A 22,788-nucleotide genomic window follows, 5' to 3' on the forward strand; every position below is an offset into this window, starting at 1 on the left:
TTTCGTACCGCTCTGACTGGCTCAATCGCCAATGAAAAAGACTCGAATCGAACTTGATTCGAATATTTATCATTGAAGATTATTGAAAGCGGCCGGCATTATAACCGATTTAACCGCAGACAGCTAGCCTGTCTTAATCAACAGCCGATAAGCGTGAGCGCTCAACTTTGCGAGATAGCTCTGGAAAGGAGGTGATCCAGCCGCACCTTCCGATACGGCTACCTTGTTACGACTTCACCCCAGTCATGAATCCTACCGTGGTGACCGTCCTCCTTGCGGTTAGACTAGCCACTTCTGGTAAAACCCACTCCCATGGTGTGACGGGCGGTGTGTACAAGACCCGGGAACGTATTCACCGCGGCATGCTGATCCGCGATTACTAGCGATTCCAGCTTCATGCACTCGAGTTGCAGAGTGCAATCCGGACTACGATCGGTTTTCTGGGATTAGCTCCCCCTCGCGGGTTGGCAACCCTCTGTTCCGACCATTGTATGACGTGTGAAGCCCTACCCATAAGGGCCATGAGGACTTGACGTCATCCCCACCTTCCTCCGGTTTGTCACCGGCAGTCTCCTTAGAGTGCTCTTGCGTAGCAACTAAGGACAAGGGTTGCGCTCGTTGCGGGACTTAACCCAACATCTCACGACACGAGCTGACGACAGCCATGCAGCACCTGTGTATCGGTTCTCTTTCGAGCACTCCCACCTCTCAGCGGGATTCCGACCATGTCAAGGGTAGGTAAGGTTTTTCGCGTTGCATCGAATTAATCCACATCATCCACCGCTTGTGCGGGTCCCCGTCAATTCCTTTGAGTTTTAATCTTGCGACCGTACTCCCCAGGCGGTCAACTTCACGCGTTAGCTACGTTACTAAGGAAATGAATCCCCAACAACTAGTTGACATCGTTTAGGGCGTGGACTACCAGGGTATCTAATCCTGTTTGCTCCCCACGCTTTCGTGCATGAGCGTCAGTATTGGCCCAGGGGGCTGCCTTCGCCATCGGTATTCCTCCACATCTCTACGCATTTCACTGCTACACGTGGAATTCTACCCCCCTCTGCCATACTCTAGCCTGCCAGTCACCAATGCAGTTCCCAGGTTGAGCCCGGGGATTTCACATCGGTCTTAGCAAACCGCCTGCGCACGCTTTACGCCCAGTAATTCCGATTAACGCTCGCACCCTACGTATTACCGCGGCTGCTGGCACGTAGTTAGCCGGTGCTTATTCTTCCGGTACCGTCATCCCCCGACTGTATTAGAGCCAAGGATTTCTTTCCGGACAAAAGTGCTTTACAACCCGAAGGCCTTCTTCACACACGCGGCATTGCTGGATCAGGCTTTCGCCCATTGTCCAAAATTCCCCACTGCTGCCTCCCGTAGGAGTCTGGGCCGTGTCTCAGTCCCAGTGTGGCTGGTCGTCCTCTCAGACCAGCTACTGATCGTCGCCTTGGTAGGCCTTTACCCCACCAACTAGCTAATCAGCCATCGGCCAACCCTATAGCGCGAGGCCCGAAGGTCCCCCGCTTTCATCCGTAGATCGTATGCGGTATTAATCCGGCTTTCGCCGGGCTATCCCCCACTACAGGACATGTTCCGATGTATTACTCACCCGTTCGCCACTCGCCACCAGGTGCAAGCACCCGTGCTGCCGTTCGACTTGCATGTGTAAGGCATGCCGCCAGCGTTCAATCTGAGCCAGGATCAAACTCTTCAGTTTAAACCTGTTACTGTTTTCGGTTCGGTTAAGAACCGGTCGCTCACTCAAAGCTGACAGGAATATGAATTGCTTCATAAACCTGACTTACTTTAGTGTGAGACTCTTGATACTTTTGCTATCTGATCCGAGGATCAGCTCGCTTCCATCAAGCGCCCACACTTATCGGCTGTTAATTTTTAAAGAGCATTCTGCGAGGAACTTGGTGTTTCTCAGCAGCGCTGCGTTTTCAGCAGCAGAGAAGCGAGATTATTAACCGTTTTTTAAAACTCGTCAATAACTTTTTTAACTACTTCGTTTCGACGACTGCGGTTTAATTTCGTGTGCGCCAGGGTCGCTATAACCGACCTCAACAGCACCGCTTCCCTTCTTCCCCCCGCGCCGTGTTTCCGTTAGCGCGAAAGAGGCGAGATTCTAAGCATCTGCCCCGATCTCCGCAACCCCCTTTGTGAAATTTTTTTGACGTGCAGTTCCGCGGGCCGCCGAGCCTCCCTCGCGGTCATATATAAGCGACACGACAGGAGTGGCCTCGGTCGCCCGTGAACAGCCCCGCCGTATCGAAACCAACCCTCCGTCGCTCACCGCCCCACCATCGCCCTCACCACGCCGTCACGCCGGATCAACCCGTGATACAGGGCGGCCGCGAAGTGCGCGAGGAACGTCGCGAAGAACAGGTAAGCCAGCACCCGATGCGCGACCCTGAGCCAGGCGAACGTCACCGGGTCGGCCGAAACAAGCGCCGGCAGCTGCACGCCACCGCCCAGCGTCACCGGATACCCGCCGGCCGAAAGCATCGCCCACCCGATCAGCGGCATCGCGACCATCAACGCATACAGCACGAGATGCGACCCATGCGCGGCAACCTTCTGCCACCACGGCAGATCCTCAGGCAACGCCGGCGGCTTCGACACCATCCGCACCACGATCCGCACACACACCAGCACCAGCACGGCCACACCCAGTGGCTTATGAATCGCCACCAGAAACGCATGTCGCTCGGAGACGGACGACACCATCCCCACCCCGATAAACAGCATCGCGACGATCATCGCGGCCATCACCCAATGCAGCACCCGCGCCGGCAAACCAAACGTCGTAGAAGTCTTCATCACCGCCCCTCCGAACTCAACTTGGCCACGCCCGCCACCCCGGCCTCTTCACTCGTCCTGCGCAGATACGAATCCGCATAAGCGGCCGACCGCGCCGCCAGCAACGGATCCCCCGACACCTGAATCCCCTGCGGCAGCACCGTCGGGTCGTAATTCACGTCTCGACACGGTCCGCTGTCCTGCGCCTCCACCCGGTCGAGCACGAGCGTCCCCGCATCGATCGTCGTCCGCTGCGCGGGCCAGACCTTCGTCGCGTCGTCCACCGGATCGCCGGGCTCCGCCAAGGTGACCAGCAGCTTCCACTTCTGCGCACCGGCCGCGATGCGCTGCGTCACGTCCTGCTGCAACACGTTCGGATCCGCGGCCGTCGCAACGTCCCCTGCGCCGGCCGTCTGCTCCGGCACGACGCGCCACCGCACCGCCTGCCGCTTGCCCGCTGCGTCGACGAAGTAGAACGCGTTCAACCCGTAATAACTCTCGGTGACGTAACTCGCGCTCGGCTTCGCACCCTTCACCCACTGCAGGAACGCGGCCGTCTCCGGATGCGCGCCGAAAAACGCCTTCACCTTCGCCGGATCGGGCTTGCCCGTCTTCGGATCGGGCCGGGTCGCCAGCGTCTGCTGATAAAACGCCTGCGGCGTCGCCACCGGAAACACGGGCATCGCGTTCATGCCGGTCCGCCATTGCTCGCCATCCGGCGCGGTGAGTTTCAGCGCGAGGCTGCGGATCGGCACGCTGCTGTCGGGCGCATACGGATTCCCGCCCGGCAGCGCGAACCGCCCGACCACCGGCGTGCGCACCGCCTTGAAGAACGGCGCGACCGAATACGCGCTCGCGGCACCGTTGCCTTCGAAGTAACCGGTCACGCACACGCCCTTCGCGTGATTGCGCCGGTACCCGGGATGGATGCCGCTGTTGGTCTGCAGCGCGTCGACGAGCCGCTGCGGGGTCAGACGCGCCGGCGCGAGCCACCCGCCGGCATACCCGAACGCGACGGCCACGCCGGCCACCGCGCCGCCGATCGCGGCCCAGCGCCACCACCCGCGCCCGGGCTCGCGCTGCGGCGAAGAAGAAGAAGGTTGCTTCATGAATGCGCTCCCGATCGTCAGATCATTGTCGAACCCGCGTAGGACGCCACCCGCGCCGCTTTATTCCACGAAAATTTTTTTCCTATGCTTGATGGAATAATCGGTGCCGACCGGCGTCCTACGCGGCATCTCGACCCTTTCGGCAACCGGCCCGGCCATGCCCTCCACCGCCCTCGACGACGACGCGTTGCGCGAACTCCTCCCCAGGCTGCGACGCTTCGCGCTCTGGCTGGCGCGCGACGTCCACGCGGCCGACGATCTCGTCCAGTCGACGCTCGAGCGCGCGCTATCGCGCTGGACGAGCCGCCGTGACGACGCGTCGCTGCGCAGCTGGCTCTTCACGATCCTGTACCGGCAGTTCCTCGACGGGAAACGCAGCGCGAAGCGCTACAGCTGGCTGCTCGGCCGCATTCGTGACGACGACGAAGCGCACTGGCCGTCCGCCGAACGCGAATTCACGGCGCGCGCGACGCTCGAAGCGTTCGGCCGGCTCTCGGACGAGCAGCGCAGCCTGCTGCTGCTCGTCGCGGTCGAGGGCTTCACCTATCAAGAAGTCGCCGACCTGCTCGAGGTGCCGATCGGCACCGTGATGTCGCGGCTCTCCCGCGCGCGCCAGGCGCTGCGCCAGCTCAGCGATGGCGAGCTCCCCGCTCCTTCTTTGCGATTGATGAAGAATTGACGCCCTCCTCCGCCAAAAGTCGGAGGATTCCCACACCTGGCGATGCACGTCCGCATCGGAGAATGTTCAGCGCAGCGTTGATATCTCGATCATGCAAGACACCGCACTCACTGCAGGCCCACTCTCTTATTCGCAGTCCCGCGATACCTTTCGGCCGCGTCGTGCTGTCTTTCGACCCACACGCCGAACAGGACTGGGTGGAACCGCTTTCGTCGACTTCCTCGAACGTGGCTCCGTGCGCGATCGCCTTGTAGCGGAGTTTGTCTCGGAAGGACGACCAGGATGCGTCGTAGACGCTTCTCACCATCCTGGTTCTGGCGAGCTTGGCAGCCGAAACGTTGCCGATCGCGATGTAGTCGAAGCGCCGCACCAGATCGAGCGCGAGCTTGTGCTGAAAATCGGCGCGGGCATTCGCAACCTTGGCGTGCAGCTTCGCGATATACCGCTTGTGCTTTCGCGCGCGTTGCGCTTTTGCCAGCTTCTCTGCTGCTCGTTGGCCGAACCTGTCGTTCGGCAGCTTCTCGCCCGTCGAAAGTGTGGCGAAGTCTTTCAGGCCGAGATCGATGCCAACACCGGAACGGATCGGTCGGACCTGTACATCCGGCACTTCGATCACGATGTTCAGGAACCAGTTGCCGCGTGCGTCCTGCGCAAAATTCGTTCCGTCCTTGATCTTGCCATCGGGCAGCGGGCGGCTGCTGAATACGCGGAAAGTGCTGCCAGCGAAACGAAACGCATCGCCCTCGCGCTTCAGATCGCGGCCCTTCAGAGGTACCCAGCCAAGCGATTTCCTGCCGCGATAGCGCAGGTAAGGGCGCCGGTGTTGGCTGCGCGACTTCGCGTATTGTTCGCACGTTGCGTTGATCGTGCCGGAATGGATGCAAAGCTCTTTGCTAGAACCCGTCGTCAATACGTTCAAGTCGAACCCTGTCGGCCACTTCTTGTTCCACTTGAGGGCATGCTTCTGCGTGTCGTTGCAGAAGTTCCAGACGTAGTTCACCGCGCGGCTCTGCTTGTTAAGCAGCCCGTTGAGCGACTTTACCCGGTAGCGATAGACAAGGATCATGCCGGCCATCCTAGCCGGTGGACGAAGCTGCCTGTCAAACGCGCCCTGCGCTACCCGCCATGCGCCCCGAAGGAAGTCCCCTTGCGGGAAACGGCGGGGTTTCTCGGAGCACATCATGATGAACATTCCACCTAACGAACACGACCTTCAGGCCTACGTCGACGGCCAGCTCGACGACGAGGCGCGCGCCGCGGTCGAGCGCTATCTCGCGCTGCATCCGGAGCGCGCGGAACAGGTGAAGCAATGGCAGCAGGATGCGCAGCGGTTGCGGGCCGCGCTCGAAAGCGTGCGGATGCCGGCCGATAACCCTGCGCTCGATCCAGCGGCGATTCGCGGCCGGCAGGCGGAACGCTCGCGGATGCGGTTCGCGATCGCGGCTTCGTTCGTGTTCTGCGTCGGGCTGGGGACGTTTGGTGGGTGGCAGGCGCGTGGGTGGAATGCGGCGCCGGCTATCGCGCCGATGAGCGATGCGGTCGAGGCCTACCGGATGATGGTGGTCGATCAGACGGCGAAGGTGGATTACCGGCCGACGGGTGCGGGCGATTTGCAGGGGTGGCTCACCAAACGCGTGGGGGCGTCGGCGAGGCTGCCAGATTTGAGCGCGGCGGGGTTCCGGCCGGTCGGTGGGCGGTTGTTCACGACGGACAGCGGCGCTACTGCTGCGATGGTGCTTTATGAGGACGAGGCCGGGCGGACGCTGAGCTTCTATCTCCGGCCGGCGGAATCGAAACATCGGCTGCTGCCGGCCGGGCAACGCGTGGATGGTGCGTTGCTGGCACGGTATGGGTCGGTGAACGGGCTCAACTATGCGGTGGTCGGGCCGGCCGGGAGTCTTGGGGAGAAGGCGGTCGTGCAGGCGCTCGATCAGCAGACTTGAGTGGTACGATGCGCGCCGCGGTGGGGGCGTTGGCAAGGCGCCAGCGCCCTGCGCGGTGCGGCTTGGCTGGCTTGAGCGTGCTTACGCTCACCGCTTGAATGCACAGCGTTTCGAGTGACTTTGCTGAGCGGTTGTCCACATCGGAACGTTGTTCGGTGCCCTCACCTTTGAAATCACAGGGTTTTGAGTCGGCGCGGAACGGGATATCCACACCGGTCATGGCGGTGCCGCTTGCCGTCATCGGTCGACTCGCTCACCTTTGGTCTGCACAGTGTTTCGGGTTGTTTTGGGGCTGCGATATCCACACCCCTTGCGGTAAAACGAATGCCTGCGCCGGGTTCGATTGCTCTCACTGGTTGAACGCACAGGGTTTGGAGTTCTTTGGCTCCTGGATATCCACAACGCATCCAACCTCGGGGCGTCGCCCGCGAATTCTGCGAGTCATCCGATCGATTCCGGCAAAAAGCCCGCCAAACAAGGCATTCGGGGTGATCCTTCTTGTCGAAAACAAGACGCTCACCCATCCAATGCACAGAGATTCGACTGGACTGGCGTGCGGGTTGTCCACATGCCTCCTGCCGACAGCGGCAAGAACGGCGATGGCCTTTCAGCGCTCGACTATGCGCTGGAAAACAACGCGATCGACCGTCATCCGAATTAGCCGGAATCCGCGCCCAGCATGCGATCCTAACCCACGCTCACCAACCGGCCGCACAGCGTTCCGAATCGTTTCGTGCGCCGGTTATCCCCAAACGGAGGCAAAGCACCGTCGCATCACGAGCACGTCATCGGCATTGCCGCGATATGAGCATTCGTTAACGCCATGCGCCACGTCACCCAGCGCACCGTGAGCTCGCCCAGGTTGTCCCTGACCAGCATGTCCGGCATCACCACCCCAGCTTCGACGCGCAGCGTCTTGCCGCCGTATTCGTCCGTTTGCCGTTCGCCGGAGACCGGGCAGATATCGCCGGTGCGGACCTGCGTGACAGTGTCACGGTTCGGCTGCAACGGCGACGGCGGCTCAAGGAAATACTGCGATTCATCGGGAATGATGCCGTCCGCATATCGCTTGTCCTCCCACAACAGTCGCCAGTGCGTCTTGACGGGCGTTCTCGTCTCGTCGTTCCTTAGGTTCGGCGCGCGGATGTCCCGAATGAAATAATTGAAGCAGCCATTGCCGCGCAGACTGCGATTGCCGACCGGCACGATGCCAAGCAACTTCAATTGATCGACAACAACGGGTTCCCAGATGCCGTCACAAGGCACCTTCTCGCCTGACTTGATCACCGGGCCGACTGGTTCCGGAACCTCGGGCAAGTCCTCCGGAAACACCGGATACGGAAGCGTGTAGAAGGTGTTCCTGTATGCATTCGGGGACAGCAGCAGCCCCTCCGAGCGCAGTTGCGCCAGATCGTTGTTCAAACTCGACGGCTCGAGCGGTGCATGCTCCATCTGGTATTGCGATGCGTGCAGCAGTTGGGCCAGCGCGTTGACCTTCGGCGGATAGGGGGCAAACTGCGCACCACGCTCCCAGTAGTTGTAATGGGGGAAGAAATACGCGTTCAAATAGTTATACCTGTCGACTGCGTATTCCAGCGGCTCGCCGCGCTGCCAGACAAACCGATACCCGCGGGCCAGCTCGGACAATCCTTGATCGTAAGCGGCGAGAATTTCGCAGATGATCGGCAAGTGGCCGGCGTGCAATGGCTCCGGATCGTCTTCAGGCCACGTCTTCACCGCGTTCTCGTATTCGCTTGCAAAGATCGCAAACGCATCGCGTTTGCGCTTCCAAAGCGAAAAGCTGGTCAGGCGTTGAAGCAGCCAGAAAATCCTGCGCCGCGTCGCGTCATCCGTCAGGTCGTACAGCTTGATCGTCATCACCAATCCCCGCGCAACGGCGCCGGTTCCATAAACGTCATGATCGCTCCGCTGCGTTCACGCCGGCGTGCCATCGTTGCTCAAGCCACTTCGCTTCAATACCTCCCGCAGGCACACCGGACACACGTACTCACCGGCATCCCACAGCTTCACGAACGTGGCCCGATCGTCGATCCGGAATGCCGATTCGACGATGTCGATATCCGGCCCGAGCACCTTGCGCAAAAACGCTTCGTCAAACCAGTGCTTCGGTTCGTGCTTCATCGTGCCATCGGTCACCTGCACGACATGGCAATCGCGAATCACGTCGATCGTCAGGATCGCGGCCTCGATATCCGGCGACGTGCGCGTCGGCCAGATCAGCCCGTGAAGCTCGCATCGCGCGTGATTGCGAGGCCACTTTGCATTCGCCGCGACAACGGACGTGTCGAACGCCTGCTCTTTCGTCGTCGGTTGATAAGGCGTTTCGCCGGAGCGCACGAGCAGTTCGTCCAGGCACGCCAAACACTCATACGCGCGCAAGCGCTCCAGCGCCGCGATCTTCGGAAATGCCTTCACGTGCGCGACCTGATCGACAAAGGTCGCATCGACCTCGTGCTCGTCGAACTCGGCGCGCAACATCCACATCTCCCGGCTGTATCTCGGCCGGTCGAGCGAAACCTTCACGAGTTCGCCGGGCACACACTGCCCCCTCAGTTTGATGCGTGCGGTAACGCCCGTCGACGTCGTCGCCGTGGAAGCACGTCCGTGCCGATGGCAAACGATCAGTCCCATTACTTGCCCCAGTTGCGAGCGCCGCTCGCGTCACCCTGCTCTTTCTTCGGTTTCATCGCGTCGGTTTTCATCGTCGCTAACTCAGGATTCAAAGTCGACCGTCGTCCGTCGCGACGAGAAATGCGCAGTAATCGCCGAAATCACGGCCTGTCGCGTGACGACATCGATCGCCTCGTCGTGTCTCGGCTCCACGTACTTCATTGAATCGACGTAGACGACGAATGCAGGGCCGTTGTCCACGGTAGGCAGCAGCGCTTCGCCCAGCACCCGGACGGCACGCTCGCCATCGGACAGCACGATCGCACCGCGTGACACCGTCAGGACCTTGTACGTCATCGCTTTGCCTCGCGTGATTCAGTCGTTACGGAACTGCACCTCGAAACTCAAATCCCCTTGCCTCGGATCGTAGCGAAACTCGGCAACTCCCCACGCACACGGTTCGAGCTGTGCTACCGCAGGATGCTCGCTCACCACCGTCAAGCCCGCTGACTTCGCAATCGACCGCACGATCTTCGACTCGGTGATGCCTTTGTCGAAAAAGCGGATCGTATCGAACAGGATCGTCACGCTCGCGAGTTGCCCTTCATTCACGTCGATCACGCATTCGCCTGTGTGGCCGCCGAAGGTGATCTTCTGCAACACGCGATAACGCACCGCACCGTTCGCCGCTGGCTGCGCCGACGAACACAAGCGACGAATGTCCTCACCCAACTGCCCGTCGCTTCCGACCTCGATGCGAGTACGGTCCGCATGAACCGCACCGCTTTGCCAGTCAACCCGAATCGCCAGTGCCATGTCGCGAGGCCTTCACATCCTGAATGCCGGCGATTCTACAGACACGGAGGTTCGCACCTTGCCCACATGCCTCACGGGCTGCGGCTTGGTCCATCCGTTCACAGCACGCAGTGCATATCCCGCGCGAATCACAGTCGACGGACTGTGCTTATCCAAAGGTGTTAACAGGGTTCGTATACATACGTAGTGATAGTTAACAAGCCCTGTGCCTCACAGTGGATAACCTCCCTAACGCACTGAATTATCAACACGAAGCAGGATGCATAACCATGGGCACCTCACGTGAACAGCTCCGCGGAGCACAGAACAACTTTTCGTCGATTCACAGCCGCGACGACATATCCTCAATCGCTCCACTGTGAATCCAGAGGCTTGCAAGACGGTTATCCAGAGGGGAATGTGGATAACTTCGCGGCACCGACACGTTTCGCTGTGACACGAGGCATCACGCACGCGCAGCAACCAACAAGACCACCCACCCGCACACGCACCCCCGATTCAAAAAATTTTCACGAAGGGGCTTGTGCTCCTCAAAAACCCTCTCTATAATTCGCGGCTTCTTAGGCTCGTAGCTCAGTTGGTTAGAGCACCACCTTGACATGGTGGGGGTCGTTGGTTCGAATCCAATCGAGCCTACCAACGAACAAAATGAAGGGGTCCGGCAGCACACATTGCCTACAGGCAATGCGGCTCGCCAAACATACAAACGCCACGCGGCAACCTCGCGTGGCGTTTTTCTTTTTCCGGCCGAAACAGCGCATGTTGCCCCGATGTGTTGCGCGATCCACGGCATCGCATCCTTACCCGCCTATCGACCCGCAATTCACACCGAGTAGAATCGTGTGCGCATCGAAGCGCGCTGCGCGGCAAGCCTCCTGATCTCCAGCGCACCCAAACCGCATCAGAACAACGACGCGCGATCCGCGCGACTGAGAGCAAACGACCATGTCCGAGGTCACGACCACCACGCCGTCCGCGAGCAACGACGAAATCGCCGCGTACGTCGGCAAGAAAGCCACCTGGTACGAGCGGAAATGGACGATCGCCGAATCGCGCAAGAGCCGGCAGTCCTGGAACTGGGCAGCGTGCTTCCTGGGCCCGGTCTGGATGGCATATCGATGCATGTACTGGCAAGCGGCCGCCGTGCTGGGTGTCACGCTCGGCATCACGCTGGTCGAACTGCTGTACTTCCCGAAATACTTCGAATCGAGCACGCTCGACCCGGTCACGATCGCGATCGCGGTCTCGCTCGGCTGGTACGGGAACGGCATCTACAAGACACACGTCGAACGCAAGATCGACAAGCTGCGCCCGAACGCGACGTCCGGCGAATCGTTTCTCGCGCTGCTGGAGGCGCAAGGCGGCACGAACTGGCTCGCGGCAACCGGGTTCGCCGTCGCAACGCCGCTGCTCGGTTTCCTGATGATCATGGTCCGCAACCTCGTGGTCGGGACGTATTGATTGCGGTAACCGGCGACCGGGAAAGCAGGGCGGAAAGAAGCGGGCGGAGGGCGCCGTCGCCATGCATCCGCACGGCACGCGGCGCACGATTCCGCCGCCCTCAATGCAGATGCTTCAACTTGTCAGGATTCCGCACGACATAGATCGCGACGATCTTCCCGTCCTCGATCTCGAGCGCCGTGGTCTGCAGCTCGCCGTCGGATTCCAGCGTGACGAAACCCGGCAGCCCGTTGATGAACCCGGCCCGTACGAGTTTCGACGCGTGCGTGGCGAACAGCTCGGCCAGGTATTCGTGCACCTTCATCACGCGCTCGAAGCCGAACACCGGCTTGCCGGCGGCCGTGCGCTTGCCGCCGCCGTCCGAATGCAGGCTCACGTCCTCGGCGAGCATCGCGCCGAGCGCGCGCATGTCGCCGCTGCGTGACGCCGCGAAGAATGCTTCGGCCAACTCGATCCCGCGCTGCTTCTCGACATGAAAACGCGGCCGCGCCTCGCGCACATGCGTGCGGGCCCGCGCGGCGAGCTGCCGGCACGCGGCCGGGTCGCGCTGGATCGTCGTGGCGACTTCGTCGAATTCGAGGCCGAACACGTCGTGCAGCAGGAATGCCGCGCGTTCGAGCGGCGAGAGCCGTTCGAGCGCGAGCATCAGCGGCAGCGTGACATCCTCCTGTTCATCTTCCTCGACGACCGGCTCGGGCAGCCACGGACCGATATAGGTCTCGCGCTGGTGCCGCGCGGACTTCAGCTGGTCGAGGCACATGCGCATCACCATGCGGCGCAGGAACGCCTCCGGTACGCGCACCTCGGTGCGGTCGACGTCCATCCAGCGGATGAACGCTTCCTGCACCATGTCCTCGGCATCCGCGACCGAACCGAGCATCCGGTACGCGACGCGGATCAGCGTGCGACGCAGCGGATCGAAGCTCGCCGCCGCGTCGGCCCGTTCTTCGGGGCTGCCCTTGGCCGGATCGAGGTTCGTCATCAGGCCACCATCTGCGCGGTGGCGGCCTTCGCGTCGGCCGGATCGATCCACAGCCCGAAGCCGACGGCAAGCCGGTTCCAGCCGTTGATCACGTTGATCATCAGCGTGAGTTTCACCTGTTCCTCCTGGCTGAAGTGGTCGTTCAGCGCCGCATAGGCCGCTTCGTGCGCCGCGTGGCCCTCGGACAGCCGCGTCAGCGCCTCGGTCCAGCCGAGCGCCGCGCGTTCGCGGTCGGTGTAGCAGGGCGCTTCGCGCCACGCGGACAGCAGATAGATGCGCTGCTCGGTCTCGCCTTGCTCACGGGCTTCGGCCGTGTGCATGTTAATGCAGTTCGCGCACGCGTTGATCTGCGATGCGCGGATCTTGACCAGCTCGATCAGCGTCGGCTCGAGGCTCTTCGCGGCGGCGACCGACACGGTCATCCAGTTCTTCATCAGTGCGGGAGCGGCGGCAAACGGATTGAGTTTCGCAGTCATGGTTCCTTCTCCTTTCGTGTGGGTTCCGGTGATATGACGAGCGAGCCCCCCGCGTGTGTGACATCGGCGCAAAAAATTTTTTCGAAGTGCGCGTGGATGCGGATCGCCGGTGAAGGGTGGGGCGGTTGCCGCACCGATGACGGCGCACGGTCGCGTTCGTCAGACAAACTGCGCGTCGCGGAGCCGTCACTCACGATCGCCGCATGGATGTCATGGGCCGTCAGTAGCCGCGCGCGCCGGCAAGCGCGTTGCGAACACCTTCATCTGCACGCCCCGACAGGCATCGCCGGCTTGTCACGCATGCGACACGCGCACGGTCGACACTTTCATTTTTCTTTCGAACGCGCTGCATCGACATCCCGATTCGCAGCATTCACATTTCTGGCCCATACTGTTCTGCACGGGCAGATGAAGTGACGCCGCATCCGCGGCCCGGCGCGCGCGCCGGCTGCCCGACGACGCAGCAGCAGGTCGCACGTCAGCCGCGCGCATCACGCGCAAGGCTTTCCTTTTTCCGGCAACGCAACGCAGCGAATCGCGACGTGGACGGTTAACCGATGAGCCTCCTTGCATCACAGCTTCAGCGCCGTTTCCAGGACGTGCGCGCCCATAGCGTCGCATTGACCGCGACGCTGTCCGCCGAAGACCAGGCCGTGCAGTCGATGCCGGATGCAAGTCCGACGAAATGGCATCTCGCGCATACGACCTGGTTCTTCGAAACTGTCGTGCTGATGCGACGCGTGCCCGGCTACGCGCCGTTCAACGACGCATTCCAGTTCCTGTTCAATTCCTATTACGAAGCACTCGGCCCGCGCCATCCGCGGCCGCAGCGCGGGCTGCTCACGCGTCCGTCGCTCGACGACGTGCACGCGTACCGGCAGCACGTCGACGACGCGATGCTGCGTGCGCTGGCCGGCGCCGATCCGGCGCTGCTCGAGGCGATCGCGCCCGAGGTCGTGCTCGGCCTGCATCACGAGCAGCAGCACCAGGAGCTGATCGTCACGGACATGCTGCATGCGTTCTCGTGCAACCCGCTGAAGCCGGCGTTCCGGCCGCGCAACGGGACGGACGGCAACCAGGCGATGGCCGTGGGTGATGCCGGTGCGCCGCGCTGGCTGCATCAGCCGGGCGGGCTCGTCGAGATCGGCCACGACGGCGACGCGTTCTCGTTCGACAACGAACGCCCGCGCCACACCGCGCTTGTGCGGCCATACGAAATCGCGAACCGCCTCGTGACGAATGCGGAATTCGCGGCGTTCGTCGCCGACGGCGGCTACACGCGCCCCGAATTCTGGCTGTCCGACGGCTGGGCGACGGTGCAGCGGGAAGGGTGGCAAGGGCCCGCGTACTGGATGCCGGACGACGACGATGCGGCAGCCACGCGCGTGCGGCGCACGTTCGGCCTGCACGGCGTCGAACCGCTCGCGCCCGACGCGCCGGTGTGCCACGTGAGCTTCTACGAAGCGGCCGCGTATGCGGAATGGGCCGGCGCGCGGTTGCCGACCGAGTTCGAATGGGAAGCGGCGTTCGCGGCGGACGGCATCCGGCAGATGCTCGGTCACGTATGGCAGTGGACGCGCTCGTCCTACGAGCCGTATCCGGGCTTTCGGCCGCTCGCGGGTGTCGCGGCCGAATACAACGGCAAGTTCATGGTCGGCCAGCAGGTCCTGCGCGGCAGCAGCATCGCGACGCCGCCTGGGCACGAACGGCCGACGTACCGCAATTTCTTTCCGCCGGCCGCGCGCTGGCAATTCACGGGGGTGCGACTTGCGCGAGACGTCTGACCTCACGGCCACGAGCGGTGGCCAGCAACCCGCCCGCGATTCGCGGCCGAGCGCGTTCGAGCGCGACCTGATCGACGGACTGTCGCGCACGCCGCGCAGCATTTCGCCGAAATACTTCTACGATGCGGCCGGCTCCGAGCTGTTCGACCGCATCTGCGAACTGCCCGAGTACTATCCGACGCGCACCGAGCTCGGGATCCTGCGCGATCGCGCGGCCGAGATCGTGCGGCGCGTCGGCCCGCATGCGGACATCGTCGAATTCGGCGCGGGCTCGCTCGAGAAGATCCGCGTACTGCTCGACGCGTTCGCGGGCAACTACGCGAACGCGCCGGCGCGCTACGTGCCGGTCGACATCTCCGCCGACTACCTGCACGGCGCGGCCGCGCGGCTGCGTTCGGCCTATCCGTGGCTCGACGTCGCGCCGATCGCGGCCGACTACACGAAGGCCGAGCAGCTGGCCGAGCTGACCGCGACGCCGCGGCGGCGCATCGGCTTCTTTCCGGGCTCGACGATCGGCAACTTCTCGCCGGAAGAGGCCGACGCGTTCCTGCGTGACGCCGCGCGGCTGCTGCGCGGCGGCGGCCTGCTGGTCGGCGCCGATCTCGTGAAGGACGAGCGCACGCTGCATCACGCGTACAACGACGCGCAGGGCGTGACCGCGCAGTTCAACCTGAACCTGCTGGTGCGCGCAAACACCGAGCTCGGCGCGAATTTCGATGTCGATGCGTTCTCGCATTGCGCGTTCTACGACCGGGAGCGGCAGCGCATCGAGATGCATCTCGTCAGCGACATCGCGCAAACGGTCCACGTGCGCGGCCACGCGTTCCGCTTCGAAGCCGGCGAGCGCATCCACACGGAGAACTCGCACAAGTTCACGATCGACGGTTTCCAGGCGATCGCGCGCCGCGCGGGATTCGAGCCCGATACCGTGTGGACCGACGCGGACAACCTGTTCAGCGTGCACTGGCTGCGCAGCGTCGACGATATCCGCGCGTAACGCCCGCTCTCGCGAACCGCTCGCAGATGGTGCGGGCGGTTCGCTCCCCGCGCACGCCGGTGTGTTCCGACCGCCCGGTTTCGTGCCGAAAATCCTCCTTTTACCGACTCGATGCGCCGTTGCAACGGTGCGTGGCGTGCTGCCTCCGCCTTGTCCCGTAAGGCTTTGCGGCGGGCCGTAATCGTCCGTTACCGGTCTCGCATACCCGTTTCACCTGTGTCGGCACCGCGTGCCTAGACTCCGAACCGTATTCACATGACGCACGACACGTGCAGGGAGTCGCGAGATGAACAAGAAACTTATTCTCGGTGCAGTTCTCGGTGTAGCGGCGCTGGCAGCTTCGGGCGTCGCATCGGCCCACGTCGACCTGTCGGTCGGCATCGGCGTGCCGGGTGTTTACGCGGCGCCGGCACCGGTCTACGTGGCACCGCCTCCGCCGGTCATGTATGCGCCGGTCGGCTATCGCGACTATGGCTATCGCGATGACGGCTGGCGTGCGCGCGAATGGCGCGAACACGAGTGGCGCCGCCGTGAATGGCGCGAGCATGAGTGGCACGATCGCGGCGGCTGGCGCGGCGGCCGCTGGGATTAAGCGGTTCGGCTGATCGCAACAAGGGGAGAATGAAAACATGATGCCTATTCGACACATCAGGCTGTGCGTCACCGCCGCCATCGTTGCGCTCGCAACGATCGGCAGCGCGCACGCGGCGGGCTGCATGAAGGGCGCGGTGGTCGGCGGTGTTGCCGGCCACTACGCCGGGCACCACGCCGTCGTCGGCGCGGTCGGCGGCTGTATCGTCGGCCACCACATGGCCAAGAAGCACGCGGAAGAGCAGGCCGCGCAGCACAAGGCCGCCGTGCAGGGCATGCAGCCGGCGCAGTAAGCACGATCCACGATCGTCACCGGGGCGGCGCTGCGGCGCCGCGCCCGCCTGCTTCGTTTCCCCGTTCACGCATGACCGGATCGCGGCGTCGTCCGGATTGATCTGACGAATGCATGCCGCGTGCATCGTTACGATCATTTACAACGTCGAGTGGCGCGAAGGCCGCGCGTTCTTAGAATGCAATCACACGAACGCGCTCCAGGGAGCACAAGATGAAACATCAACGATATCTGTCCGTACTGACGGCCGCGCTGCTCGCGCTCGGCACGGTTTCCGCGTATGCGGCGGCCGGCGGCAATGGCGGCGGCAACGGCGGCGGTCATGGCGCAGGCGGCTCGGGCGGCAACGCGGGCGGCATGTCCGGCGGCCACATGAGCAGTTCGGCATTCGGCAACTCGAACAGCATGCATGCGGGCGACCGCGACAAGGGCCTGTCGCGCGCGGCCGACCGTTCCGATACGATCGCCGATCGCGCCGGCGTGCAGCCGGGCCACGGTCACACGCACGGGCATGCGCATGGCCATACCACGCATGCGTCGACGTCCACGCATCATTCGCATCACAATGCCTTCGGCCGCACGCTGTAAGCGCGGCACGAGAATGCGGCAGAAGGGCGCTTCGGCGCCCTTTTTTCATGGTGGCGGCGCCACGCGGCTGTCGCGCGAAAACATCGCGCCGACCCGATTTGCAACCAGCCGTAACCGCGCTGCGGACGCGCGAGAATGCGACTGGCTTTCACGCGGATAACAAACGGAAATTCGACGCCTGGAGCAGGTGTCGCAACGGTGCCTGCGCACGGTCCTCCGGTCGATAAAAAAAGGGCGGCTCATCGCCGCCCTTCGTTTCAGCGCCCGGCGCCTGCCAGCGGCGCCGCAGGTTCGAACAACGCGTCCGCCTGCCTGACACGCACGAAGCGCGCCGCGCCGTCGCCGTCCACCAGCGCACGGAAATGCGCTTCGCCGCACGCGAGCTTCGCCCGCTCGTGCTCGCTCGGCACGTTGCCGTCCGCATTCGGCGTATCGACGACGAAGTACAGCCGCTCGCCGCCGTCCTGTTCCGCGAGCACGGCCCAGTCCGGGTGATAACTGCCGAGCGGCGTCGGCACGCGGAACCATGCGGGCAGCTTCGCATACAGCTTCACGCCGTCGTGCGCTTCGAGCGCATCGGCGAACGCGCGCTCCGCATCCGTCTCGCATACGACCGCTTCGTGGATCGACTTCCGCGCATCGGGCCGCAGGTTGCGCAGATAGCCGGTCAGCGCCTCGCTCTCGAACGATTCGAGCGCATGCACGTGGCGCTCGCCGAGCCTGCGGTACGCGATGCCCGCGACGAGCGCGAGCCGCTTGCAGCGGTTGATCGCGTCGGCCGCGACCGCGATGAACTGCTGCGGGTTCACGCGGAAATCGTCGAGCCGGCCGCTGTCGGCCAGGATCGTCGCGAGCGAACGGCGCGTGAGCTGCGTGCGGTCCTGCAGCTCGGTGAGCAGGTCGGGCAGCGGCAGCTCGCCTTCGTCGATCAGCACCGTGCCGGCGCCGGCCACCTCGATCGCCTCGATGCCGGCCTTGCCGATGTCGATCTCGGCCTTGCGCCACTGCAGCCGCGCACGTGCGATATCCGGCGCGTCGTGCAACGCGGCCGTGCAGTCGCGCACGAGCTTCGCGTTGTCGAACTCGACGCGGTACACGGTGCGATGGCGAATCCGGTCCCACAGCGCGCGGAAGTCCTCGCCGAACACGACGGCCTTGCCCGATGCATCGCGACGCAACGCGATCTCACGGCGCTCGTCCGCGTTGCGCACCGCGAAGCGGCCCGACAGCTTGCGCAGCGTCGCGACGATCGGCCCGCGCAACATCTCGAACGCATCCGGCAGCACGAGCGCGCTCTGGCGCAGCGCATCCTTCAGCCGGTCGAGCACCTTGCCCTGCGCGTCGACGTAGCCCTGCTCGTGCAGATGGGTCCACAGCACGCGCGACAGCTCGATGCCGAGCGCATGCGCGGGCCCGTCGCCTTCCTGCACGGGCAATGCCGCGAACTGGTGTTCCTCGACGATCCCGAAACGGATGCCCGTGTCGGCCTCGATTTCCTTCTGCAGGTTCTCCGCGAACGACTCGTAGCGCTCGGTCGCGATCACGGTGAGCGTGTTCACGCCCGCATCGCGCACGCGGTCGCCGTCCTGGTCGACGGCGAGGCGCAGCCCGCGGCCGAGCGTCTGGCGGCGCTCGCGTTCGGTCTGGATGTCGCGCAGCGTGCAGATCTGGAACACGTTCGGGTTGTCCCAGCCTTCCTTCAGCGCCGAGTGCGAGAAGATGAACTTCAGCGGCGTATCGAACGACAGCAGCGCTTCTTTCTCGCGCATGATCAGGCCGTACGCGCGCTCCGCGTTCTCGCGGGCCGCGGCGCTGCTCTCGCTCGTGTCGGTCCAGCCGCCCTTCCGGTCGATCGAGAAGTAGCCGTTGTGCGCGCGCTCGACTTCGAGCGCCACGTCGACGCCGTCGAACAGCGCACGATAGGCCGGCACGCGTGCCGCGCGCGCATATTCCTCTTCGAAGATCAGCGCGTAGTCGCCTTTCACGGGCATCCCGCTCTCGTCGTAGCGGCGATAGCGTTCGACCGAATCGACGAAGAACAGCGACAGCACCTTCACGCCGCGTTCCGCGAGGCGCAGTTCCTTGTCGAGATGCTCACGGATCGTGCGGCGGATCATTTCGCGCTGCACCGCGAGCGTATCGATGTCGCCGAATGCCTCGCCGAGCGACAGGAACGCCTCGCCTTCCGGATGGCGCAGTTCGACGTATTCAGCGCTCTTCACCGCATGGACTTCGCCGACCCGCAGCCCCGCGTACAGCGCGCGTTTGGTCAGGCGTTCGAGGTCGTCGCCGTCGGTGACCGACACGATCTGGCGCTTCACGCCGGCCGCCGTCGCCACGTCGAGCTCGACGCGCGCGCTGATCGCGCCGCGCCGGTTCGACACGCCGACGAGCCGCACGTACGGCTTGTTGTGCGCATCCTCGACGATCGCCGACGCGATCTCGATCTGCTTGACGAGCTTGCGCTCGTACGCGTCGACCGCGTCGAGCCGGTACACCATGTGGTGACGGTCGACGTGGGTCGCCGAATAGCGCAGCGTGCAGAGCGGCGCCATCGCGGCGAGCGCTTCGCGCCCGCGGCCTTCGAGCCCGCCGTCGACGCTCTGCGGCTCGTCGACGATCACGATCGGCCGGGTCGCGCGGATCAGGTCGATCGGCTTCTCGCCGCCGGTCTTCTCGCTGTCCTTGTAGAGGTTGTTGATTTCCTTCTTGTTGATCGCGGCGACGGTCATCACCATCACCTGGATCGCCGCGCTCGCCGCGAAGTGGCGCACCTGGCCGAGCTTCGCGGAGTCGTACAGGAAGTAGTCGTACGGGACGCCCGCGTACAGCGCGCGGAAATGGTCCTCGGTGATCGCGAGCGTCTTGTGCACGCCTTCCTTGATCGCGATCGACGGCACGACGATCACGAACTTCGTGAAGCCGTAGCGGCGGTTCAGCTCGAAGATCGTGCGCAGGTACACGTAGGTCTTGCCGGTGCCGGTCTCCATCTCGACGGTGAAGTCGCGCGAGCCGGGCAGGCCGGACGGCGGCAGCCCGCCGCGCAGCTGCACGTCGGCGAGATTGCGCGCGAGCGCGTCGTCGGTCAGCGACAGCCGGTTGCCGACCCCCTGTTCCGACACCGCGAAGCCGAGCGAGCCTTGCGCCGCGGCCGTCGTGCCGGGCGCGGCGTTCGCGAGCACGCTGAAGTCGCCGCGATACGATTCCTGGCCGCGAAACAGGTCGCAGACGGCGTCGATCGCCTCGCGCTGATAGTCGAGATCCGCTTCGAAATGCAGCCGCATCACAGGCTCCGCACGCGCTTCACGCCGTGCTGTTCGAGCAGCGCGGCGAGATTGAGCTTCGCGACGTCGTCGACGAAGCCGCTGTCGCGGAACAGGCACGTGACGTCGCGCGATGCGCCGGTCGCGTCGAGCAGCGCGACGATGCCGTCGGCGAGCGGGCCCGCGTCATCGCGCGAGATCCGCGCGTCGAAGCACGCGACGATCGCGCGGCCGATCAGGTGCACGGCCTTGCCGGCCACCGCGTGATGTTCGACCGGCGTGCACAGGTCGAGGCCGAGCTTCAGCGTCAGCTCGGCGAGCAGGTCGTCCTCGGTGCGGCCGGTCTTCACGTGCTCGACGGACGCGAACAGCGCGTGGTCGAAGTCGTCGCGGCGCGGGTCCCACTCGATCACGTTGGTCGTGTCGAGCCGGTACACGCGGAAGCCGAGGTCGCCATAGCTTTCCGGATAGTCGCGCGCGACCTGCTGCGCGGCGCGGCGCAGGCGCTCCTTGGTGACTTCGGCGAGCGTTGCGGGCTTCTTCAGCTTCGCGCAGAAATCGGCCGCGCTCTGCTGCGTCTTGTCGCGGCGGTCGAGCGCTTCGGGCAGTTGCACGAGCACGTAGCGGCGCGCGCCGCCGTCGGTCGCGTTCACCTGCATCACCGCGTGGCCGGTCGAACCGGAGCCCGCGAAGCAGTCGAGCACGATGTCGTCGCCGCGCGTGCACCAGCCGATCACGGCGGCCGCGAAGTCGACCGGCTTCGGCAGGTCGAACGGGATCCCGAGCGTCTTCAGCAGCGCGTCGTCGGAGCCGGCGAACGGCAGCACCGACGGCACGTTCTCGTACATGTTCTCGTCGAGGTAGTAGATCCGCTGCGGTTGCGTGCTTTCATCCGCGCCGAATTCGATCTGGCCGCGCTCGATCAGCGCCTGCATCGTCGCGGGCGGGTTGCGCCAGCCGCGTGCCGGCATCGCGCACGGCTTGCCGGTGACCGGGTGGATCAGCGGCGTGAAATACTCTTCCGGCGCCTTCTTCTTGTTCGGCCAGGCCATCGACACAAGGCGGTACACGCGGCCGTCTTCCGACAGGCGGTCGTACATCACCTCGCCGCCGGACAGGTTGGTCTGCGCCTTCATCCACGCGCGGTACGCCTTTTGCGCGTCCTTCGGGTTGCCGCTGCGGTACACGGCGTCGTGCGCGGCGTCGAGCATGCGCTGCGCATTGCGCTTCGGGCGCTTGAGCGGCGCCTGTTCGAGCAGCGTCTCGGCGTTGCGCGCGAACAGCACCAGCGATTCGTGCTGGTACGCGACGCCGCGCGCGTCGCCCTTGGGGTTGCGCTTGTCCCACACGGCGACGCCGAGCTCGTTCTCCTCGCCGAAGATCTCGCGCAGCATCAGCACGAGCGCATGCACTTCGTGCTCGTCGATGTGCACGGCGATCAGCCCTTCGTCCGACAGCAGCGCGTGCGCGAGCTTCAGGCGCGGATACATCATGTTCAGCCAGTCGGTGTGGAACCGGCCGTTCGCCTCGGTGTTGGTGCTGCGCTTCACGCCGCCCTGGGTCTGCCCGGTCATCGCCAGGTAGTGGCGGATGCTGTCGCTGAAGTCGTCCGGATAGACGAAATCGCTGCCCGTGTTGTACGGCGGGTCGATGTAGACGAGCTTCACCTTGCCTGCGTAGCTCTTGTGCAGCAGCTTCATCACGTCGAGGTTGTCGCCCTCGATCACGAGGTGGCGCGTGTCGTCCCATGCGACGCTGTCGTCGGGGCAGGGCCGCAGCGTGCCCGTCGACGGCGTGAGCGCGGCCTGGCGCGCGCTGCGCTTGCCGTGCCAGTGAAAGCCGTAGCGCTCGTCGGCGTCGCCGACCGTGCGTTCGCCGATCAGCGCCTTCAGCACGTCGACGTCGACCGACGCGCCGCCGGGGCCTTCGGTCACGAGTTCGGGGAACAGCGCCTTCAGGCGCGCGACGTTGTCGGCGGTGAAATCCGTCGACATCGCCTGCGGGCTGGCCGCATCGAGTTTCTGCATCGTCTTTTCCATCGGAGCCCGGCCGCGCGCGCCAGGACGTCGGGCGCGCTCACGGCACCGGCGGCAATGGCCACCCGGGCAAACCCGAAACGCTATCGAGTCGGTCGGCGCAGGTCAAGCGCCGATGTGAGCCGAACGCGTGCACATCGGCCGCGATCGCCCGTCCCACGGGCCGCACGCGGCTTCGGGCCGGTTCTCGCACGGCCGGCCGGCGGCGGTTTTCCGGGCATCGCGGGGCGCCGCGGAGAGGACGAAAAAAAGGGCACGGTCGGCGCAAAGCGCCGGCGTGCCCGCATGGAGAATCCCGGACGGAGGGAATGGCGGGGCGCAACCCGCCCCGCTTTACG

The 22,788-nt window shown here is 64.1% G+C and carries 18 protein-coding genes, 1 tRNA gene, 1 rRNA gene and 1 pseudogene; 9 read left to right on the forward strand and 12 right to left on the reverse strand.

What is annotated here, in order from left to right; genetic code table 11:
- Nucleotides 1-184: 184 nt before the first annotated feature.
- From ACN22W_RS00075 to ACN22W_RS00085, 3 genes are all read right to left on the reverse strand, one after another.
- Nucleotides 185-1,717: ribosomal RNA gene (locus ACN22W_RS00075) — 16S ribosomal RNA — on the reverse strand.
- A 575-nt stretch (nt 1,718-2,292) separates the two neighbouring features.
- Nucleotides 2,293-2,823 carry a cytochrome b gene (locus tag ACN22W_RS00080; RefSeq protein ID WP_164991980.1) on the reverse strand — a complete coding sequence of 177 codons (531 nt, stop codon included), beginning with the start codon at nt 2,821-2,823 and terminating at the stop codon, nt 2,293-2,295.
- Nucleotides 2,823-3,911: a catalase family peroxidase gene (locus tag ACN22W_RS00085; RefSeq protein WP_419685638.1), complete on the reverse strand. Its 1,089-nt coding sequence runs from the start codon at nt 3,909-3,911 to the stop codon at nt 2,823-2,825. Before ACN22W_RS00085 ends, ACN22W_RS00080 begins: the two co-directional genes overlap by 1 nt.
- A gap of 157 nt (nt 3,912-4,068) precedes the next feature.
- On the opposite strand from ACN22W_RS00085, the gene ACN22W_RS00090 reads away from it, so the two are divergent.
- The gene (locus tag ACN22W_RS00090) at nt 4,069-4,590 is read left to right on the forward strand and encodes a sigma-70 family RNA polymerase sigma factor (RefSeq protein ID WP_343494417.1); all 522 of its coding nucleotides are present in this window, start codon (nt 4,069-4,071) and stop codon (nt 4,588-4,590) included.
- Nucleotides 4,591-4,606: 16 nt separating this feature from the next.
- On the opposite strand, the pseudogene ACN22W_RS00095 reads toward ACN22W_RS00090, so the two are convergent.
- A pseudogene (locus tag ACN22W_RS00095) lies at nt 4,607-5,656 on the reverse strand (RNA-guided endonuclease InsQ/TnpB family protein); the annotation flags it as partial.
- 115 nt (nt 5,657-5,771) lie between these two features.
- Between ACN22W_RS00095 and ACN22W_RS00100 the strand changes: the two are divergent.
- Nucleotides 5,772-6,533 (forward strand): anti-sigma factor family protein, encoded by a 762-nt coding sequence (locus ACN22W_RS00100; protein ID WP_419685639.1) that lies wholly within the window; start codon nt 5,772-5,774, stop codon nt 6,531-6,533.
- A 774-nt stretch (nt 6,534-7,307) separates the two neighbouring features.
- Here ACN22W_RS00100 and ACN22W_RS00105 read toward each other — a convergent pair.
- The 4 genes from ACN22W_RS00105 to ACN22W_RS00120 form a co-directional block, all read right to left on the reverse strand.
- Complete coding sequence (locus tag ACN22W_RS00105) at nt 7,308-8,417, reverse strand: Imm72 family immunity protein (RefSeq protein WP_419685640.1); 1,110 nt, start codon at nt 8,415-8,417, stop codon at nt 7,308-7,310.
- Nucleotides 8,418-8,468: 51 nt separating this feature from the next.
- Entirely contained in the window at nt 8,469-9,032 is a 564-nt protein-coding gene (locus ACN22W_RS00110; protein ID WP_419685642.1) for a hypothetical protein, read from the reverse strand.
- Between the two features lie 234 nt (nt 9,033-9,266).
- Nucleotides 9,267-9,521 carry an Imm74 family immunity protein gene (locus ACN22W_RS00115; RefSeq protein ID WP_419685643.1) on the reverse strand — a complete coding sequence of 85 codons (255 nt, stop codon included), beginning with the start codon at nt 9,519-9,521 and terminating at the stop codon, nt 9,267-9,269.
- 18 nt (nt 9,522-9,539) lie between these two features.
- Complete coding sequence (locus tag ACN22W_RS00120; RefSeq protein ID WP_419685644.1) at nt 9,540-9,980, reverse strand: hypothetical protein; 441 nt, start codon at nt 9,978-9,980, stop codon at nt 9,540-9,542.
- 562 nt (nt 9,981-10,542) lie between these two features.
- Between ACN22W_RS00120 and ACN22W_RS00125 the strand changes: the two genes are divergently transcribed.
- Nucleotides 10,543-10,619: transfer RNA gene (locus ACN22W_RS00125), tRNA-Val, on the forward strand.
- A 306-nt stretch (nt 10,620-10,925) separates the two neighbouring features.
- Nucleotides 10,926-11,441 (forward strand): DUF2628 domain-containing protein, encoded by a 516-nt coding sequence (locus tag ACN22W_RS00130; protein ID WP_419685645.1) that lies wholly within the window; start codon nt 10,926-10,928, stop codon nt 11,439-11,441.
- 100 nt (nt 11,442-11,541) lie between these two features.
- Here the strand turns inward: ACN22W_RS00130 and ACN22W_RS00135 are convergent, their stop codons facing one another.
- Entirely contained in the window at nt 11,542-12,423 is an 882-nt protein-coding gene (locus tag ACN22W_RS00135) for a sigma-70 family RNA polymerase sigma factor (protein ID WP_129513314.1), read from the reverse strand.
- Nucleotides 12,423-12,899 carry a carboxymuconolactone decarboxylase family protein gene (locus ACN22W_RS00140; RefSeq protein WP_419685647.1) on the reverse strand — a complete coding sequence of 159 codons (477 nt, stop codon included), beginning with the start codon at nt 12,897-12,899 and terminating at the stop codon, nt 12,423-12,425. Before ACN22W_RS00140 ends, ACN22W_RS00135 begins: the two co-directional genes overlap by 1 nt.
- A gap of 557 nt (nt 12,900-13,456) precedes the next feature.
- On the opposite strand from ACN22W_RS00140, the gene egtB reads away from it, so the two are divergent.
- The 5 genes from egtB (at nt 13,457) to ACN22W_RS00165 (ending at nt 17,151) form a co-directional block, all read left to right on the forward strand.
- The gene (gene egtB / locus ACN22W_RS00145) at nt 13,457-14,683 is read left to right on the forward strand and encodes an ergothioneine biosynthesis protein EgtB (protein ID WP_419685648.1); all 1,227 of its coding nucleotides are present in this window, start codon (nt 13,457-13,459) and stop codon (nt 14,681-14,683) included.
- Nucleotides 14,667-15,680, forward strand: a complete 1,014-nt coding sequence (gene egtD / locus ACN22W_RS00150; protein WP_343494402.1) for an L-histidine N(alpha)-methyltransferase — start codon at nt 14,667-14,669, stop codon at nt 15,678-15,680. Before egtB ends, egtD begins: the two co-directional genes overlap by 17 nt.
- 286 nt (nt 15,681-15,966) lie before the next feature.
- The gene (locus ACN22W_RS00155) at nt 15,967-16,272 is read left to right on the forward strand and encodes a hypothetical protein (protein WP_048248003.1); all 306 of its coding nucleotides are present in this window, start codon (nt 15,967-15,969) and stop codon (nt 16,270-16,272) included.
- A gap of 37 nt (nt 16,273-16,309) precedes the next feature.
- Nucleotides 16,310-16,564, forward strand: a complete 255-nt coding sequence (locus tag ACN22W_RS00160) for a hypothetical protein (protein WP_419685650.1) — start codon at nt 16,310-16,312, stop codon at nt 16,562-16,564.
- Nucleotides 16,565-16,776: 212 nt separating this feature from the next.
- Nucleotides 16,777-17,151, forward strand: coding sequence for a hypothetical protein (locus ACN22W_RS00165; RefSeq protein WP_412022767.1), 375 nt, complete (start codon nt 16,777-16,779; stop codon nt 17,149-17,151).
- Nucleotides 17,152-17,408: 257 nt separating this feature from the next.
- On the opposite strand, the gene ACN22W_RS00170 is transcribed toward ACN22W_RS00165, so the two are convergent.
- Both ACN22W_RS00170 and ACN22W_RS00175 read right to left on the reverse strand, forming a co-directional pair.
- Entirely contained in the window at nt 17,409-20,435 is a 3,027-nt protein-coding gene (locus ACN22W_RS00170) for a type III restriction-modification system endonuclease (protein ID WP_419685651.1), read from the reverse strand.
- A complete protein-coding gene (locus tag ACN22W_RS00175) occupies nt 20,435-22,453 on the reverse strand; it encodes a site-specific DNA-methyltransferase (RefSeq protein ID WP_129513321.1) in 2,019 nt (672 codons plus the stop codon). Before ACN22W_RS00175 ends, ACN22W_RS00170 begins: the two co-directional genes overlap by 1 nt.
- Nucleotides 22,454-22,788: the final 335 nt, after the last annotated feature.

The organism is Burkholderia theae (genome assembly GCF_048565265.1).
In the GTDB taxonomy this organism is placed as follows: domain Bacteria; phylum Pseudomonadota; class Gammaproteobacteria; order Burkholderiales; family Burkholderiaceae; genus Burkholderia; species Burkholderia theae.